Origin of the sequence: Nostoc sp. (assembly GCF_036917535.1) — a bacterium.
Classification (GTDB): Bacteria; Cyanobacteriota; Cyanobacteriia; order Cyanobacteriales; family Nostocaceae; genus Nostoc.
Genome location: NZ_JBALDA010000074.1, coordinates 1 through 17,141 on the forward strand (window position 1 = coordinate 1; position 17,141 = coordinate 17,141).

Sequence of the window (17,141 nt, forward strand, 5' to 3'; positions counted from 1 at the left end):
AGTACTTGAAAGTCGTGTTGAGGTACTCCGAAGTCGTGTTGAAGTACTTGAAAGTCGTGTTGAGGTACTCCGAAGTCGTGTTGAAGTACTTGAAAATCGTGTTGAGGTACTCCGAAGTCGTGTTGGAGTACTTCAAACTTTGTCGCACCGCGATCAACTACACTTTAAAACAGTCGCTACACATTTCTATTTTTTAGGCAAAACCTACCCAGTATTGACACCACTCCCTATTCCCCGTCTAAGTTGTAGTCTAAGTACCTAAAAAATGCCATAAAGTCCATCAGCTTAATTAAGGGGTTAAAAAGTCTAAATGGTTTCCTGATTGGGCACGCAAATCTTCCACAGTCCCCTGAATTTGTAATTTGCCCTCATTTAGTAGCACAATCCAATCAGCACGAGTAATTACTCTCGGACGGTGGCTAATCAGAATCGTAGTTTTGCCTTGGCGATGCAACAACAGCTGATTCAAAACTTGAGCTTCACTAACTGGATCGAGTCCAGCTGTTGATTCATCTAAAATCAGGACTGGTGGATCGTTGATGATGGCTCTTGCTATAGCCAATCTTTGCCGTTGTCCACCAGAAATATTTGAGCCAAATTCACCTAATACAGTTTGATATTTTTCAGGTAGTTTACTAATAAAATCGTCTGCTTCTGCAATTTGACAAGCAGCGACAATTTGCTCAAAGGTGACGTGAGGAGAACCTAACCGAAAGTTTTCAATAATTGAGCGACTCCAAAAATGAGCTTCTTGGGGAACAAGGACTACTTGTTGTCGCAAACAATCAAGGGCTATGTCTTGCAGATTATAAATACCAATGCGAATGTTACCAGAGTTAGGTGTATATAATCCTGCTATCAGTTTAGCGAGAGAACTTTTGCCACATCCTGATGTACCAATTAGGGAAATCACTTGACCGCCAGGAATAGTTAGGGAGAAATCTTGCAGTAACTCTAGTCTCCCAGCGTAGTGAAAATTTAGATTTGTACAAATAATATTAGCGTTGCTAGGAATCTTCGTAAAAGGTTTTTTAGTATCGCCTTGATTTTCAGGTGTGGAATCGATAACTTCTGTTAAGCGTTGCGTGGCAGTTTTGGCACGAGTGAATTCATCTATAAAGTTGAGCACAGTACTAATGAATGATAAAAAATTACCATTCATCCCGCTAAATGCCAACAGCTGACCGATGCTGAGTTCCTTGTTAATAACTAGGATGCTGCCGAAACCAATCAGACTAATGCTGCCAATACTAGAAATTAAGCTAGAGAAAATACCGTTAATAATTCCAATTTGAATTGTACGAAATGTTTGATTTGCTAAACGACCAAATCGGTTCTGAAATTCTTCCCAAAACTGGGGAGCGGCGGTAGTAGTTTTGAGTGTCAGGGCGCCTTTAAAGCTTTCAACAAGAACACCTTGGTTTTCTGCATCTAAGACTAATACACTTCTAATTTTTTGTTGAAGCGTAGGCAGAAAAACAATTGTAGATAAACTCATTACAATCGCAATAATCACACCAACTAAGGTAAGTTTCCAGCTATAGAACAGCATAAAACCTAAAGAAACTGCTGCAATGAATAATTGGCTTGGTAAACTAATAATTGCTTGAGATATTAATTGATTAATTTGTTGAATATCTTGCAATCTACTTACAATCTCGCCACTGCGACGCGATTCATAGTAAGTCAAAGGCAACCGCAGGATTGTCCTAGCAAATTCTAAAATTAATCCTAACTCAAGCCGTTGGGCAAAATGGGCAATCAGGTTATATTGAACTAGTTTTAAACTACTTGACACAAGATTCATCACCACAACGGCAATAATTACAGCAGCAAGAAGCTGGGTGTCACCCCGAACTAGTACATCATCCGTCAGAATTTGGATTAGGAATGGAGAAGTTAATGAAAGCAGACCGATAAGTAGGGAGCAGAGAAAAGCCTCGAATAGTATATTTCCATAAGGCAATACACGCCGCATAAAGCGCCCAAGACCGTCTATTTTATCATCAGGTTGAGCATAAAAGCGAACCGAATCTGGCTCTAGTAAAAGCATCACTTTATCTGACCAACCTTCGATTAATTCTTTTTTAGAGACATAACGGATATTAACGGCTGGGTCGGCAACTATATATTTCTTACCTTTTTGACCATACAAAACAACCCAGTGCGTGCCTTGCCAGTGAATAATTGCTGGTAATGGCGCTTGGTTCATCCGGTCTAATATTTCATTAGATGCTCTGACTGAGCGTGCATTAAAACCAAGCGCCTCGGCTCCCCGCCTCAGTCCTAACAATGTTGTTCCTAGTTGACCAGTGCCTACAGCTTCCCGGATACGATTTAGTGTAAAGTTGCGTCGATAGTGCTTGGCAATGGAAGCAAGACAAGCAGCTCCACAATCTTCTTCACTATGTTGTGTAACAACTTGGTATTTCATTTTGCACTCCAGTATCCAATAACATCGTGACAAAACCCAAAAAAATAGCAGGGTCTTATCCCTGCATGATTAAAAATGTAGCCCATACTTTAGTCATACTATAGTTCTAATACACTAGACAAAATATCAGATTTTGATGCTCAAAGGAATGTAACTAGCAACTTACATTAGTTTATATTAAATTCGCTTTGTTAAATAAAAGTTGATACGGACTGTATCAACTTTTACTATGCTTACCTGTCTTTACGACTACTCAAAAGTGATGGATATTTTGAGCAAAAAGCAGAACATAAGTCTTATTGACAGTTGCTCATCAATGCAAACAAAGCATTCATGAGTGCTTGTATGCTGTTACGAACATTATATGGGTGAAACTAGTTTGATAAAACAACTATTTTCTTAAGAAATATGTATTACAAATTCTTAGTAAAGATACTACTTGGCTAATATTTATACTGTTTTCTGAAAAAACCATAAATTTTATTCTATTTAAAGAGATAAATATTCTGGATTTAATTGTATGGCAAAAATATATATGCATATAAAGATTTTTGCAATAAGCAGTGTCTGATTTTATACTAGAAAATAAAAAATTGACGTATTAATACTGTTGTGAAGTCCAAAACCTTAAATCAGTTAAATAGTATTTTGTTATACAAATTTATGAAAAAGCAAATTTAGAGAACTCCAAAAATTTTACTTAATATTTTATTTTACGTATTATCACGTAAGTATCATTTTTATTTTGCTTATACAGAGACTATCGAAAATACATAAAATATTGTAATAACAACGCTTTTAAACTAGCTTAACTACTTATTAATTAGAAGAGAAAAGAAAAGTTTTCTCTCTATTATAGAAATTTTTGCAAGTAAATAAAGAAAGGGTAAAGTTTTAGAAGAAAATTATAAAGATTTGGTCTTTTTACTAAAAGACACTAATTGTTATATAGACTTAGGCTATGGATCAGTTTTTAGCTATTGCTGATGAAGAAACCTCTAAGACAGCAGCGGCTTATCTTCTCCCAAGGGAAGAGGCTCTAAGAAGACTAAGCTTTCAGAGGATGTTTGAAAAGTCGCAAAGTATACTAGAAAACCCTTTCTAAACCTCTCCCCAAAAGGTCGAGAGGCTTTTAAAACCTCGCTTTTCTAAAAGAAAAGGGGTATAGAGACGTTAGATTTCTGAGGCTTAGATGTTAGCAATAATACTTTTCAAACAACCTCTCAGAGTGCAGAAAAAAGGCTCCTATACTTGAAAATGCTCTTTCAATAAATATCTATATATATAGATGTAATGTCGCTCGGCATTTTCATACTTGGTAGTGTACGAAGTTCATAACTATTACCTTCTTGCACTAACTAGCTATTTGCTAGATTGTTTGCACAACCAAAATATTTTTAACGTATATGCTTATTGACCCCCAACCGGACTTTCTCCGACCAGTTGAAAGCGACGAATATCTTCCTCCGATTAGCAGTTGGACATGGCTGGGAGGGATATTTTTAATTGGAAGTGTTGGCGCTGCTTTCGGTCTTGCAAGTGTCATTCAATACAACATAGTCGTGAGAGCAGATGGTACTGTCCGTCCCACGGGAGAAATACGGTTAGTGCAAGCAGCAGCAGAGGGGACGGTTAGAAGCATTAGGGTGAAAGAAAATCAAGTTGTGAAAAGGGGAGATGAAATTGCACTGCTCTACGACACCCAATTACAAAGTAAAAAAAGCCAAATTGCCGGCAATATTCGGCAGAATCATTTACAAAGAACGCAAATCGATGCACAACTAAGAGCGCTACAGACTCAAATCACAGCTGAATCCAATTCGATGGGACAGGCGATTATCTCCGCGCAAGCCGATCTTAGTCGTAATCAACGGGATTATAAAGACAAGGGAATTACCACTAAGGCAGAAGTGGATGAAGTAGAAGCCTCTGTGGAGTTAGCAAGGGAGGAACTGAAGCGATATCAGCAGCTAGCAAATACTGGAGCGATCGCAGCTTTACAGATTAAAGAAAAAGAACAAGCTTTTAAGGCTGCATTTGCCAGATCAAAAGGGATCAAAACTGGACTCAATCCCACTAGCGCCAATGTGGAGATCGCCCAAGAACGCATTGCCCAAGAACGGGCAAAGGGTGAGTCTATGCTTGCGGCATTGAACAAAGAAAAACAAGAACTTATTGGGCGTCAAGTAGACATTCAAAATCAAATTAGCAGCGCTCAAGAAGAGCTAAAACAACTCTCAACAGAACTGCAAAAAACTGTAATTCAGGCTTCAGAGTCAGGTACTATCCTGAAACTAGAATTAAGAAATCCTGGGCAAGTTGTGCGGATTGGGGATGCGATCGCTCAAATTGCTCCTAGTAGGGCTGCTCTGGTAATCAAAGCCCGTGTTGCCGCTTCTGATATTAGCAAAGTGCAGGTATGTAAAGCCGTACAAGTAACAAAATGTTCACAGGGGGAAGTACAAATGCGGCTTTCTGCCTATCCGTACCCAGATTACGGCATCCTCAAAGGAGCTGTTAGAGCCATAACCGCCGACGCTATTACATCTCAAGTTAACGGCAATCTAATTGCGCCTTACTATGAGGTGACAATTGAGGCAGAGAGACTTTATTTAAAAAAGGGCGATAAATCCTATCCCATTCAACCAGGAATGGAAGTTACAGCTGATATCATTTCCAAAAAAGAAACTGTAATGACATTTATTCTGAGAAAAGCAAGGCTGCTAACAGATTTGTAGGCTTCTTCCTATATTCGACGCCATTGAGAACCACTCAGGATTTACCCATTGAAAACCGGAAACCTAGATCCTCCCTAATTCTCCTCAAATACTTGTGTGTACACACAAGTATTTGAGAGTTACACCACAGGTTTTTGATCCCTTTAACCCCCCTGCAAAAGCAACGCCGACTGTTTCACTGTCTCAAAGGTTGATTAGAGGTAGGAGTAGGTTGAGGATTTGATGGTTTGCTGGACTGGGGAGTTGGCCCACTCCAAATTTGATTGAACTCAGCTACCGACAACGACTGTAAAAGACTGAGATTAAGTGGCTCTTTGCTGATAAATTTGGCGTAGGAAGGCTGCAAATAAGAACGATATTCAGGGCGATTGAGGAGATGGGTTTCTAAAAAAGCGACGCTGAGGGCGTTGAGATAGGAATAAACAGCAGCGCTATCGGGGCCTAGCAAGGCAGGTGGCACAGGTAAGACATTGTTTTGAGGAGTAGGTTTGGCGATCGCTGAAAAGTGGGTGGCATTTTCAATCAAAGCCAGGTATTTATTGGAGTCAGAAAGCCAGGTATAGGGGCGAATTTGCTCAAAAACAGGTGGTGCAAAAACATCTTGACTACCTGCTACCAGCATGACGGGAATTTTAATTTGACTAATTCCTCCCTGACCCAAAACTGAGCTGTCAATGGGATTAATCGCCATGACCGCCTTGATGCGATCGTCTTTGAGTTCGTAATTTATTGGTGGTAAATCGTTTGCTTGACACTGTAAAAACACAGACAAATTTAAGGAAGAATTATTGGGATTACAATCTCGCTTCAGTTGGCTAAAGTTAATATTCGCTCCTGCTAAAGTCAAAACAGTATAACCACCAAAAGACTGACCAATCGCCCCAACTTGCTGAAAATTGAGTTTTCCCTGGAGGGTGGGATCGGATTTATCTAGACGCTGGAGTTCATTGAGGAGATATTTGATATCCAAAGGTCGGTTGATAAATTCTGCTGCATCAGGCGGCCCTGCCAAACCCGCAAAGTATAGCTGAAAGCGTTCGGCATTACTACCAGGGTGTTCTAGTACAGCAACGGCAAAACCATAGGATGCTAGATGTTCAGCCAGATAGACAAAGCTAGAACGGTCTGAGGCCAGTCCGTGAGAAATTACAATCAGGGGAAAGGGTGGTGAGAGTAATTCTCCAGCTTTTTGTGAACCTGCTGACGGCAGATAGATATCCACAGGTAAACGGCGTGAGCGACGAATGTCATTTAACTCCAGGCTTTTTTTCTGCCAGGTGAATTTTCCTGGCGATCGCAAATCTGGTTTTTGGGAGAAATCAATTTTGGAAGTGGCTGCTTGAGCGATCGCTTCTTTTTGCAGAGAGGCAAAAACTTCATCCTTTTTTTTGATCAATTGCGACAAGTCATCAACTATCCTTAACCCCTCTGTGAAATTTACTCGGATAGTATCGCTAGGAAATTTCCGCAGTAAATTCACAACCGTTAACCCTTCTTTTTGATCGGCAGCAGACAAAATTAAAGAGGCACGTATGGCATAAAAGCCATTTTTTCGAGACTCAGTGAGGAGTAATTTTCCCAGTTGTTGCACCAGCTGCTCGCCTATCGGTGAGTAGGTAACTTGAGATACTAGTGTAGGAGTGACATCAAAGCGCTGCTGGAGTAGATCCCGCAGTTGAGCAAGTTGTTCGGGAGTCGCACGACTAGCATAAAATGAAAAATCTTGATCGATTTTGCCTTCTTTAGCAAAGGTTTCCAACGAATCCACCGATAAGGAAAATTCGCCGAAGGGAGGATAATAAAAGCTAATGCGTTCAGCCCCCAATCCGGGAGTAGCAGTCAAGAACGTAGATAGCAAACCTAAACCCAGATATCTCAAAAATTTTTTCATTAGAAAAACCCACTATCTAACCCTGGCAAACAAGTTTGGGCAGGGAGGAAAGCGGGGCGGGATATATAACCGCTTTCCTGTTTAATTGGTTTAGATATATCAAACAGGCTACAAGCATAATAAAGCAAGTACTTACCAAAAATTTGACAAGAGCTTTGAAAGATCAAAAGACATGGGTAGTAAATTTTTCAGCCAAACAGCATCAGTAGCGCGATAATAGATATAGAGATCAAAATTAAGTTATATGTCCCCTGCTTCCTGCGCCTGTTGTGTTGTCGTCCTCAACCAACAACAAGAGCAGAATATCTCCCACAAAAACCAGTGCCAGGATGTACAAGTTAACCACAGTAAGAACGCGGTTAAAAGTCGCACTGTAATTGAAAATGGTCGAGTGGTCATTAAACCTTTACAATCACCACTCAATCAGACTTCCGAGTAACTTTCAGAAATTTAATCTCTTCACTCTAAAGGTAAAACATCGTGAAAGCGGTTGTAATCAAGGTAGCGATGTCCATCGGGTGTGTGGTAAAAGATATCGACAAATTGATTGTTCCACAAAATCTCATTAGCACTATAGCTATGACGGGCATTGACGACCTGGACAACCGTTTCATCAATGCCACTCAAAGAGACAATCAGCGTAGTATTTGTCTGGGTTAACGATTCTGGTGTCATCCCGTATAGAGGACTAAACTCATCAATGACATGCATCACTGACCAGCTTAACGTAAAGCTAGGTGTTTGGTTCCTCACCAGTTTGAGATCGTAGAACCGACGCATGGATCGTCCTTCTAGGGTTACTTCGTCGCGCATCAAGTATACTCGCATCTGCGCCTCCAGAATCGTATTGCGACGCTTATTAGCGCTGCGAAATACAAGAGTCGGCATCGCATCATGAACTGTAATGACAGCAACACGGCTAAAGAGTACACGGGCTGTAGGTCGAGAAAATCGAGCAAATGCTAGTCCTGTCATCACAGCAATTCCCACTAAACCGATCATTGATTCAATCGTGACGATAATGTTGGCATAAGTTGTTTTGGGATACATTGCCCCATAGCCGATGGATGCTAGGGTTTGGACGCTAAAGAAAAAGACATCAAAAAAAGAGCCAGGTTGGGCGTTGGCAATACAATCTCCTCCGATCAAATAAGCTAGGGCAAATAGAGCGTTAATAGTTATATAGAAAGTACAGATCAGGAGCAGAAAGCCAGTCCAGGGAATGGTTAGCAGCAGATGATAAGGATCGCGCCAGTAGGAATGCCATGCACCCATACCTATAATCTCAAATTTTCCGTCTTGAACTTGAATCTTAATCGGTGGGATCAGACGCTGTCGTTTCTTGGGTAAAAGTCTCTTCAGTCGAAATTTCATTGCAAGTAGCCAAAAGAACGGCAACTACTTAGTATTGTAAATTAAGTTGCTTTAGAGACATTCACTTTAGACGATTAGAGAGTAGTAAGTGGAAATTTAAGTAAATCGGTGTGAATATTTATCAGGAAGAGACAGGAGACAAGAGGAAAGAGGATTTTAGCCTATTTTACTTTTATTAACATAATTTAATTTTTTCCACTCGTTCTACTTAAACTTTCTTTTGTTAAATCAGCAAAAAAATAGGGTGGACATTGACCACCCTAATAATTTATCTGCTAGAAACTTTTTGTTATGGCTTTAGTGATTGACCTTTAGAACAGCGATCAAACCACTCCTGGTATTTTTTTTGGTGTAACTCATCTTCAACAGCAATGGTAACACGCACCTGCTTGCAGCCGTGATTTCGCTCTAGTGCGATCGCATTCAATAATAAATTAGCAATTCTTGGTGAGCTAAATTCGCCGCTTACCGTTAAACCATTGTTGTCAAAATGTGTAGCTTCAAGTCTTTCTGCTTCGGTCAAATCAACGCCAGGAATTTCATCTTGTCCTAAATCAATTTCTGCAAGTTGTTTGTGTTCTGGGCTAATTTGTTCCACAATCAGCTTTTCACGCCGGACAGGAACTTGTACCATCTGGGTTTCAATTACTTTGCGAACAATTACCTCACCAACTTTACGCTTACTGCTTTCAACAACTAGTCGTTCTTCTATTAGACGAATAATCTGTTCTTCAGGAACCTGTTCTAAATTATTTAATGACTCAACTGGGCTATTTGTCATTTGATTGTTAGCTAGTTGCTCAGTTGAGTTAAAATCGCCTGGTGTTTCTGATTCTAAATATTCAGGCATATATTCAATTTCTGATTTGTTTAAGTCTATGAAAACAGATTGAGTCGGCTTGTCTATTTTTTTTATTCTCTGGCTCTGCAACTGAAATAAAGAAGGATGTTTATCAGCTAACTGCTGGTTATATTCAGCAGTTTTTTGATTAGCCTGGTTAGATATAACGAGGTTTAGCCGACGATTATCATCCACAATTAAATCATGAACTACTCCTACTAGCTGACCTTGATTATCAAACACAGCAAAATTATTCACCTTCTTTCTTAAATCTGCCAGCGAGGAGCTAGTGCGAGAATTACCCTTTGCCTGTAAAGTGTTTTTTGCCATAGTTTGGCTATTCATCTGGAAAATTTACGAACTGCTTTCTACTTAGCTAAATTAAATGTATTAATCATCTGGATACCATTTAGAAAATATTTGCGATCAATGCATTTCTCCAACTCATATCCAGAGTAATATTTGCAATCCCAACTCCAAAGTGGTATTAGGTATTACAAGTACAGGTAAAGCTAATTCAACAGCCTTACCTGCACTGTGTAGAATTAATTATTAGTCATTAGTCATTAGTTACTAGCTAATGACTATGTTTAGTTAGCGTTCTTCAATTGGAAGATTACCAGAATTTACATCTAACTCTTCACGACGCACGGTTTCTTGAGTTTCAACTGTGTCTTGATCGACTACTTTTCTAACTCTGACTTCTTCACGCAAAAATGCTTCTTTGCGAACATCAGCAGTTTCTTCATGGATTTCTATGCGAGCAACTTCACCTTCACGGAAATCTGCTTCGCGCCCAGAAACAGCCGTACCTGCATCTGCTGGAGTTACACGCTCAATCACAACTCGTTCTCTTTCTACTGGCACTGCAACCCGTGCAGTATCAGTTTCAACATGCTTGCCAATTGTTACTTCTCCAGTTTTTTGGCGTCGTTTGCTAGCAATTAGCCGTTCTTCATACAATCTCAGAGTTTGATGATCTTGCTCATTTAACCCGTATAAAGCAGGCTCATTTTCGTAAGTATAGCTATCACGGGTGTAAGTAGGAGTTGTAGGAGTTGTACCTAATGGAGGCTCATTTTCATAAGTATAGCTACCACTGGCGTAAGTAGGAGTTGTACCTAATGGTGTTACAGGCGTTCCTAAAGGATCTAATCCTGCTAAAGGGTCTAATGGTGTTGCAGCTTCTACAGGAAGATTATTGTAGTTTGTGGGTTGACGATATACCCCACGCACCCGTTCTTCATAATCGTAATCAAGGGTTTGACGTTCATCGAACTCAGGCAAATCTTCAGCTTGCTCTCTAGTCAAGCCAATTGTGTAAACGCGATCAACGTTATAGTCGATACGGGCGCGGCCAATTGGTAGTAATACTTTTTTACCAAAAATCCAGAAGCCTAAGTCAACAACTAGATAGCGAAAATGACCTTCTTCATCAACTAAAACATCGCTAACTGTACCAACTTTTTCATCAGTTCCCTGTGTATATACACCTAGCCCCTTAATGTCATGATTATCAAAACTCTCTCGATAGCTAGGCTCAAAATCTTCTAATTTGTAAAGAACCATGATATGTTTAACCTCAAATATTTTTTTCATCCTTTAACATCTAAACTAGACATTTATTTATTTTTGTACATCCATCTGCCGAATGAATTATTTCCAGAGTTAAATAATCGAAAGTTATAGAAATTTTTGATGATCTGGCTAACTAGAGACATGAAATTGCGAGCATCACTTTGCTTTTGTAAAGATATGTCTAGCTTTAATAAACTGTATTAATCAGGTATATTAAAATTTTCAATACAAAGTTTTGTATTTTTGGATCTGTACATAATTTCTCAAATTGTAATTTTTTTTAAATATTAAGATTTCCAACTTTATAGAAAGTCGAGAATCTTGTTATTGAATAAAAAACACAGGCAAAGATAAAAATTAACTTTGCCTGCATGATTATTTTCAGATAAATCTATCAAACAAATGTATAAACCAGCTAATTAAATAGCTTCATGTGCAGTAATACCATATTATTGCACATGTAAATCTCCCGCAGTATCAACATCTAACTCTTCTCGACGAATAGTGTCTTGTGCTTCCACAGTGTCTTGTTCTACTACTTTCTTCACCCGGACTTCTTCACGCACAAACGCTTCTTTATGTATCTCAGGTGTTTCTTCATACACTTCTATGCGTGCTACTTCCCCTTCTTGAAACTGAAGTTCATTAGAATTTACAACCTTTCCTGCTTCTGTTGGCGTAACTCGCTCAATCAGAACTCGTTCTTTTTGAACAGGTACTGTAACGCTTACAGTTTCTGTTTCAATATGCTTACCAACCGTTACTTCTCCGGTTTTGATGCGATGTTTGTTAGCAATTAATCGTTCTTCATAGAGTTTAAAAGTTTGATGAGATTGCTCATTCAACCCATATAAATCTGGATCTTCTTGGTAATTGTATGTATCGCGATTGGAAGTCACACCGCTAGTTGGAGAACGAAATACACTACGTACCTTTTCTTCGTAATCATTATTAAGGATCGCATCTTCTGTATGATCGGGTAAACCTTCTATTTGCTGTCTGCTTAACCCATCAACATAGACGCGTCTTTCTAGATAACTGATCCGGCAAAGACCAGTTGGTAGTAAGATTTTCTTGCTAACAAAATCTAAGCTTATATCAATAATTAAATAGCGGAAATGACCATCATCATCAACTAAAACATCAGCAACTGAGCCAACTCTGTCTCCTCCGTCAGTATAAAGATCCAGCGCTTTGAGATCGTCTCCGCCAAAAGTATCTCGATAATTTTGGTCGAAATGTTCAAGTTTATGAAGAGGCATACACTGTTCCTACAGTTGTTTATAAGATTTCTTTCCAAGTATAAAAAATATTGAGCTAAGTATCCTCCTGCTGGCGACTGAGTTCAATGGAGATATTTGAGGATTTATATTATTTAGAGAAATATTCAAGTGAAACAGTCCTGCATTTTAAGGGGATTGGGCAATCTCCTCTGCGTAAGTCCTAATTAAGAGCTAATACTGAAACAATGGGAGTAGACACTACAGAACCATGCAGATTATGAGTGAACTTCCAAATAGTCTTGAAGATGCGATCGCCCAATCTCGTGTAGCTGTCCAAGCTGCCCTTGCAGATGGCTGTACTCGCATACAAGTTGAATTCCTGTTCCCAGAACTGAAGTTTATGCCGGTGGCGGAACAATTTCTGCCAGCCTTTACAGATTATGATTCCCGTTTGAAGATTTTCTTTGCTGACGCTGGGGCTGCGGCCCTAGCCCGGCGTGATTGGGTAGATGCACCATTTCAAATTTTGGATATTGGTACGGGTAGGGCTGCTTCCTTGCAGACAAAAATTCAGCCAGAGGATGAAATTTTCTTATTCATCGCCCCAACATCCGTAGAAGTGCCGCAGTTAGAAAAGTTGTGTGAAGTAATAGGCGATCGCCCTGTAGTCTTGTTAAATCCCCGCTTAGAAGATTCCGGGGTTGTGGGCATTGGTTATGCAGCAAGGAAAACTCGCGAGCGTTTCACCAATACCATTGAATCCGTCTATTACCTCCGCCCTGTAGACGATCAAAGTGCCCTATGTCGCTGCTACCCAGGACAGTGGGAAGTTTGGCTGGAAACCGGCGGTGAATATCAAATAATTGCCGAATTACCCACAAAACCATCGGGTGATGAGTTGGATCTCATCCTCATGAAGGGACAACCGCAAACAACAACAGATGCGGCACCTGCAAGAAAGCCCAGCGTGTTTAAGAGTTTGCAACGGTTTTTAAAGGCGTTGAGTAGTTAGGAGAAAGGAAATAAAGCAGAGGTAGCAGGAGGAAAGTTGATCATCTGCTGCCTCATTTTAAGTTTTTTATTTATCCTTTGATAGTAAATTGTCACGAAAAAGACCGCTCCCATCACGAGGAAGACTGCTCCCGTCACGAGGAAGACTGCTCCCGTCACGAGGAAGACTGCTCCCGTCACGAGGAAGACTGCTCCCGTCACGAGGAAGACCGCTCCCATCACGAGGAAGACTGCTCCTGTTGCGAGGAAGACCGCTTCCGTCACGAGGAAGACCGCTCCCGTCACGAGAGAGAACGCTCCCGTCACGAGGAAGACTGCTTTCGTCACGAGAGAGACTGCTTCAGTTTGTTGGGGAGTGCGTAGACGCAAAGCGATTTGTTGCTAGATATCGCTGTTTCGGCAGAGCAACAACTTCGGCGATCGCACTATATAATTCACGCCTGATGTGAATTAAAAACGCCTCTTGTACCGTAAGGGTTTTGAGATTACACTTAATTCACATTAAACGTAAATGATATTTTTCTAAGTAGTTTAGCAACAAGCCTTTAACCCACAGCATAATCAATATATTTTGCAAAAATTATAAGATAAAAAGAGGAGTTAGGAATTTTACTATTAACTCCTCATTATTCACTCTTAACTTTTTTAATTTGTTTGCAACGGTGCATTCAAGACTTTCTCGATCCGATCGCGCGTTTCTAATAAGTGCGCTTTGGTATATTCATCTTCAGAATTAACACCCTTGAGCTTCTCATCAAGCTGTTTTAGTTTATACCAAGCTAAAGTGCGAGCATCTTCTGGAACATTTTCTTTTCGCAATACCATACTAGTCAAAATGTCCAAATATTGACGCTGCAAGCCTCGCCGCAAACTGGTAATCTTCATTGGTTTACCTTTTGGTTTGATGACTTCTGTCCAAATATCTGATTGTAAAGTATCAAATAGTTCCGGCAGGGTCAGTGCTTTTCCTTCGGGAGTTTTGAGTTCAATATCCTTGAGACGAGAGAGGCGATCGCCTGAAAATAAATCTCGCAACACAGAACCCTGCATCAGTAGCACCAAGTCATGAATGGGAAAATCCAAACGACCAACTTGCGGAGAACTACCCCAATGTCGCCAACGGGAAGGTGCTAATTTATTCAGTAATTCTGGTGAAAAACTGAGGGCATCTTCTGCAAATACATACTTTTGCAGCGTTTCTAAAGCTTGCCGTTGTTCTTCAACGGGCACTGGTTCAAATGGTAAACGGTGTTGGGGGACTCCAGAAACTTTCTCAGAAGGTATCTCGCTGGGGTGAATGCGATAGAAAGATTGTCCACCGATGTATTTTGTGGTGTAATATATTTGCTGAAAATAGTTACCCAATACTGTGCTAAAACGTTCGCTGACATCGCTGTAACTATCACCAGCCATTGGGAAACGCTTATCGAGACGTTCCCACATCACCCGCGAATTATTCAACTGCCACTGAGAATAAAGCAGCACATTACCGCTGTTATCCCAAGCATCAGCTGTGGGATCAAGGTCATATACATCTTCATCTGTGGAATAACTTAACTCTGGCTTGTAGGATTGTGCAGCAATTTCCTCCAAAATTGGCTTTTCTGCTAGAGGAGTTGATGTCTGAATTGTTGTGTAGCCGTACTTAATCGCCCATTCATCATAAGGCCCCACCATACTAGGAAAATAATCTCCCTGTTTTGTCCCTTGAGGGGCGATATTTGGGGGAATATAGTCCATTACGGAAGTTGTCAAGCCTTTAGTTTTAGTAATTTCCGTATTATTCATCTCCTGTGGTGGTAGCAGTGTACTACCACGGAAGTTATGACGCAAACCAAGAGTATGTCCAACTTCGTGAGCGATGATTAAACGTAAATATTGATTGATATATTCTTTCATCTGGTCTGGAGTAGCCATAGTATCAGGCAGCAGTGACATCGCCAGCGAACCAAAGGCAAACTGGTTAGCAGCTTCCATCCCGTAGCATAAATCGTATTCGCCTGCCATTTTCGATAGACGACTCAACAACCCCTCTTGTCCTTGCATCTTCTGGGGCACACCATTGTTTTTCGCATCTAAACCATTGGCGCAAAGTAGACGATTTTGCATCAAAGCTGATAAGGTAGTGCGATTTTCTGTTTGGCTGGGTTGGACGATTTTGCGATATTCACTCTTGAGTGCCCGGATAAAGCTAGCATCTACGAGAATATCTGCATCCAAAATTTCCCCTGTCAATGGGTTAACGCGGGATGGTCCCATTGCAAAGTAGCCATCGACTGTATTAATCCAGCGAATCGTGTTGTAACGAATATCTGCCGGATCCCAGGTAGCATCATCTGGCATTTGGCGGACTTCAATTGCATCTTTGAATCCGGCTTTGAGAAAGGCTTTGTTCCACATGAGAACGCCTTCTTTCATGGCATCGCGGTATTCTAAGGGTACAGCGTTATCAATCCAGAAGACAATCGGTTTTTTGGGACGAGAAATGACTGCTTTCGGGTCTTGTTTTTCTAAATGCCAGCGATTGATGTAGCGGACAAAAGAATCGCTGCGATCGTCGTCTTTGGATAAATCTTGATAGGCGGTGATGAAATAGCCGACGCGATCGTCAGCAAGGCGTGGTCGATAATCTAGGTCTGGTAGTTGGGAAAGACTGTAGTGAACGCGCAGGGTAAAGCCACGGTTGTCAGCTAGCGATGCAAAGCTTGCTACTTCACTTTTAGATTCGGCGCTATCAGAGTAATTCAAAACTGACTCGACTTCTAAGTTTTGGGGAAAGGCTTTAGCAGTACCAAAATAAGACTGGTCTGTGCTTGGCGGGACTCCTAAACTTGCAGATAATCCAGCTAAGTCTGTGAGTAACAAATCTCCCAAGTCAATGAGAATAGTTTTGCGTTGTGGATGAATGCTTTTAATGGAAATGGTGTAGAGAACGGAGTCACTAAAAGATCGTGTCAGCGATCGCACTTGCGGATCTCCCTCACGAGTGCGAAAATTCACATTGCGGATGACAAAGTGTAGTTTATCATCCACCCGTTGGAAATAAAACAAAAAATCTTGTAGAGGCATACCACTGTAAATACCCCGTTCGCCAATACCCGATTCCAGGGTTGCTGTAGCTAGGTAATTTTTATTAAGTTGTTCTGGCTTAATTTCTAGATAAATCTTATTCTTTTCTTTATTGCGATAAAGTGTGAACAATCCTCCTGACTTTTGGGTGTTTTTAATTACTTCGTTAAATGGCTCTAAATCATCCTTTGCTGCTGGTTTAGTATTAGAATCGGGCTTTGCATCCGGTTTTTCTGAGGGTTTTGCAACTTGTAAGAATGGTTGCTGACCTGCTTTTTTCAGATTTTCTACTATCCAAATAAACGGTTGAGGCTGTACGTGTTTATTTTGATTAACTACCCAAACTTGCCCTGACGGTAGCCTCCGTTTCTGAGGATTATTGATATCCTTTAGTGATAATGCTGAAATTTTAGTTGAAGAAGTTTTTGTCGATAAGTGACTATTGGATTTTTCCCCATTTCTGGCTGTTACTACATTTTTTACAGCGATTTGGTTAGCTGACAAATCTGTATCAACATTGTTAAGAAACGGTGACTTAGCACTAGCTGTCGCTATCCCTAAAAACAAACTATGTAACAAAATCATATAAAAGGTTAATCTGTTCATCGCATTCATGACCTGATAACTATCTCTCGTTAATTTTTAACTTTTGCAAAGCCAGATAACCTGCCTTCTGGCGATTCTCTCTCTTAACTGCTTTATATTAGGCAACAAACTTTCAAGTTTAATTTGAATTGCCATTTTTCAACTTTGTTGTACTGTTTTAGTGTAGGATTTTTCCTAACAATTGCATCTACAACAAACAGTAAGTATGATTTTTACATCAGACTGTAAATTTCTGGGAAAAAAATATAAAAATTTAGCTAAATCATGGAGTTACTTGATTTTTGAAAGAATTTTTAAGCTAACACTTTATTTACATCATGAGAAGAAGCTTAAGGCTACTACAGGTGAGCAAGAAGTCGCCATCTAGAATGTCGTT

12 protein-coding genes are annotated in these 17,141 nt (G+C 40.2%); 4 read left to right on the forward strand and 8 right to left on the reverse strand.

The window, feature by feature from the left end:
• On the forward strand, nucleotides 1–262 hold a 262-nt coding region (locus V7K56_RS23480; protein ID WP_334914106.1), incomplete at its 5' end, for a hypothetical protein.
• Nucleotides 263–289: 27 nt separating this feature from the next.
• Here the strand turns inward: V7K56_RS23480 and V7K56_RS23485 are convergent.
• Nucleotides 290–2,434 carry a peptidase domain-containing ABC transporter gene (locus V7K56_RS23485; protein WP_334914108.1) on the reverse strand — a complete coding sequence of 715 codons (2,145 nt, stop codon included), beginning with the start codon at nucleotides 2,432–2,434 and terminating at the stop codon, nucleotides 290–292.
• A 1,406-nt stretch (nucleotides 2,435–3,840) separates the two neighbouring features.
• Between V7K56_RS23485 and V7K56_RS23490 the strand changes: the two genes are divergently transcribed.
• Entirely contained in the window at nucleotides 3,841–5,172 is a 1,332-nt protein-coding gene (locus V7K56_RS23490) for an HlyD family efflux transporter periplasmic adaptor subunit (protein ID WP_334914110.1), read from the forward strand.
• 175 nt (nucleotides 5,173–5,347) lie between these two features.
• Here the strand turns inward: V7K56_RS23490 and V7K56_RS23495 are convergent, their stop codons facing one another.
• Complete coding sequence (locus V7K56_RS23495) at nucleotides 5,348–7,063, reverse strand: alpha/beta hydrolase (protein ID WP_334914112.1); 1,716 nt, start codon at nucleotides 7,061–7,063, stop codon at nucleotides 5,348–5,350.
• Between the two features lie 244 nt (nucleotides 7,064–7,307).
• Here V7K56_RS23495 and V7K56_RS23500 point away from each other — a divergent pair, with 244 nt between their 5' ends.
• Nucleotides 7,308–7,502, forward strand: coding sequence for a hypothetical protein (locus V7K56_RS23500; RefSeq protein ID WP_334914114.1), 195 nt, complete (start codon nucleotides 7,308–7,310; stop codon nucleotides 7,500–7,502).
• A gap of 20 nt (nucleotides 7,503–7,522) precedes the next feature.
• On the opposite strand, the gene V7K56_RS23505 is transcribed toward V7K56_RS23500, so the two are convergent.
• The 4 genes from V7K56_RS23505 to V7K56_RS23520 all read right to left on the reverse strand — a co-directional run bounded on the left by V7K56_RS23505 (nucleotide 7,523) and on the right by V7K56_RS23520 (nucleotide 12,118).
• A complete protein-coding gene (locus V7K56_RS23505) occupies nucleotides 7,523–8,437 on the reverse strand; it encodes an ion channel (RefSeq protein ID WP_334914116.1) in 915 nt (304 codons plus the stop codon).
• 289 nt (nucleotides 8,438–8,726) lie between these two features.
• The gene (locus V7K56_RS23510) at nucleotides 8,727–9,608 is read right to left on the reverse strand and encodes a YsnF/AvaK domain-containing protein (RefSeq protein WP_334914118.1); all 882 of its coding nucleotides are present in this window, start codon (nucleotides 9,606–9,608) and stop codon (nucleotides 8,727–8,729) included.
• A 264-nt stretch (nucleotides 9,609–9,872) separates the two neighbouring features.
• The gene (locus V7K56_RS23515; RefSeq protein ID WP_334914120.1) at nucleotides 9,873–10,847 is read right to left on the reverse strand and encodes a DUF2382 domain-containing protein; all 975 of its coding nucleotides are present in this window, start codon (nucleotides 10,845–10,847) and stop codon (nucleotides 9,873–9,875) included.
• 458 nt (nucleotides 10,848–11,305) lie between these two features.
• Complete coding sequence (locus V7K56_RS23520; RefSeq protein ID WP_334914122.1) at nucleotides 11,306–12,118, reverse strand: DUF2382 domain-containing protein; 813 nt, start codon at nucleotides 12,116–12,118, stop codon at nucleotides 11,306–11,308.
• Nucleotides 12,119–12,356: 238 nt separating this feature from the next.
• Between V7K56_RS23520 and V7K56_RS23525 the strand changes: the two genes are divergently transcribed.
• Nucleotides 12,357–13,091 carry a DUF1995 family protein gene (locus V7K56_RS23525; protein ID WP_334914124.1) on the forward strand — a complete coding sequence of 245 codons (735 nt, stop codon included), beginning with the start codon at nucleotides 12,357–12,359 and terminating at the stop codon, nucleotides 13,089–13,091.
• Here the strand turns inward: V7K56_RS23525 and V7K56_RS23530 are convergent.
• Both V7K56_RS23530 and V7K56_RS23535 read right to left on the reverse strand, forming a co-directional pair.
• Nucleotides 13,088–13,417 (reverse strand): hypothetical protein, encoded by a 330-nt coding sequence (locus V7K56_RS23530; RefSeq protein WP_334914126.1) that lies wholly within the window; start codon nucleotides 13,415–13,417, stop codon nucleotides 13,088–13,090. The two genes, V7K56_RS23525 and V7K56_RS23530, sit on opposite strands and share 4 nt — an antisense overlap.
• Nucleotides 13,418–13,735: 318 nt before the next feature.
• Nucleotides 13,736–16,765 carry a zinc-dependent metalloprotease gene (locus tag V7K56_RS23535; protein WP_334914128.1) on the reverse strand — a complete coding sequence of 1,010 codons (3,030 nt, stop codon included), beginning with the start codon at nucleotides 16,763–16,765 and terminating at the stop codon, nucleotides 13,736–13,738.
• Nucleotides 16,766–17,141: the final 376 nt, after the last annotated feature.

Bases quoted from the DNA above. Each gene is read 5' to 3' on its own strand.
- V7K56_RS23515 (WP_334914120.1), bottom strand. From the start codon at position 10,847: ATGGTTCTTTACAAATTAGAAGATTTTGAGCCTAGCTATCGAGAGAGT.
- V7K56_RS23500 (WP_334914114.1), top strand. From the start codon at position 7,308: ATGTCCCCTGCTTCCTGCGCCTGTTGTGTTGTCGTCCTCAACCAACAA.
- V7K56_RS23485 (WP_334914108.1), bottom strand. From the start codon at position 2,434: ATGAAATACCAAGTTGTTACACAACATAGTGAAGAAGATTGTGGAGCT.
- V7K56_RS23490 (WP_334914110.1), top strand. From the start codon at position 3,841: ATGCTTATTGACCCCCAACCGGACTTTCTCCGACCAGTTGAAAGCGAC.
- V7K56_RS23510 (WP_334914118.1), bottom strand. From the start codon at position 9,608: ATGGCAAAAAACACTTTACAGGCAAAGGGTAATTCTCGCACTAGCTCC.
- V7K56_RS23520 (WP_334914122.1), bottom strand. From the start codon at position 12,118: ATGCCTCTTCATAAACTTGAACATTTCGACCAAAATTATCGAGATACT.
- V7K56_RS23505 (WP_334914116.1), bottom strand. From the start codon at position 8,437: ATGAAATTTCGACTGAAGAGACTTTTACCCAAGAAACGACAGCGTCTG.
- V7K56_RS23495 (WP_334914112.1), bottom strand. From the start codon at position 7,063: ATGAAAAAATTTTTGAGATATCTGGGTTTAGGTTTGCTATCTACGTTC.
- V7K56_RS23535 (WP_334914128.1), bottom strand. From the start codon at position 16,765: ATGAACAGATTAACCTTTTATATGATTTTGTTACATAGTTTGTTTTTA.
- V7K56_RS23525 (WP_334914124.1), top strand. From the start codon at position 12,357: ATGAGTGAACTTCCAAATAGTCTTGAAGATGCGATCGCCCAATCTCGT.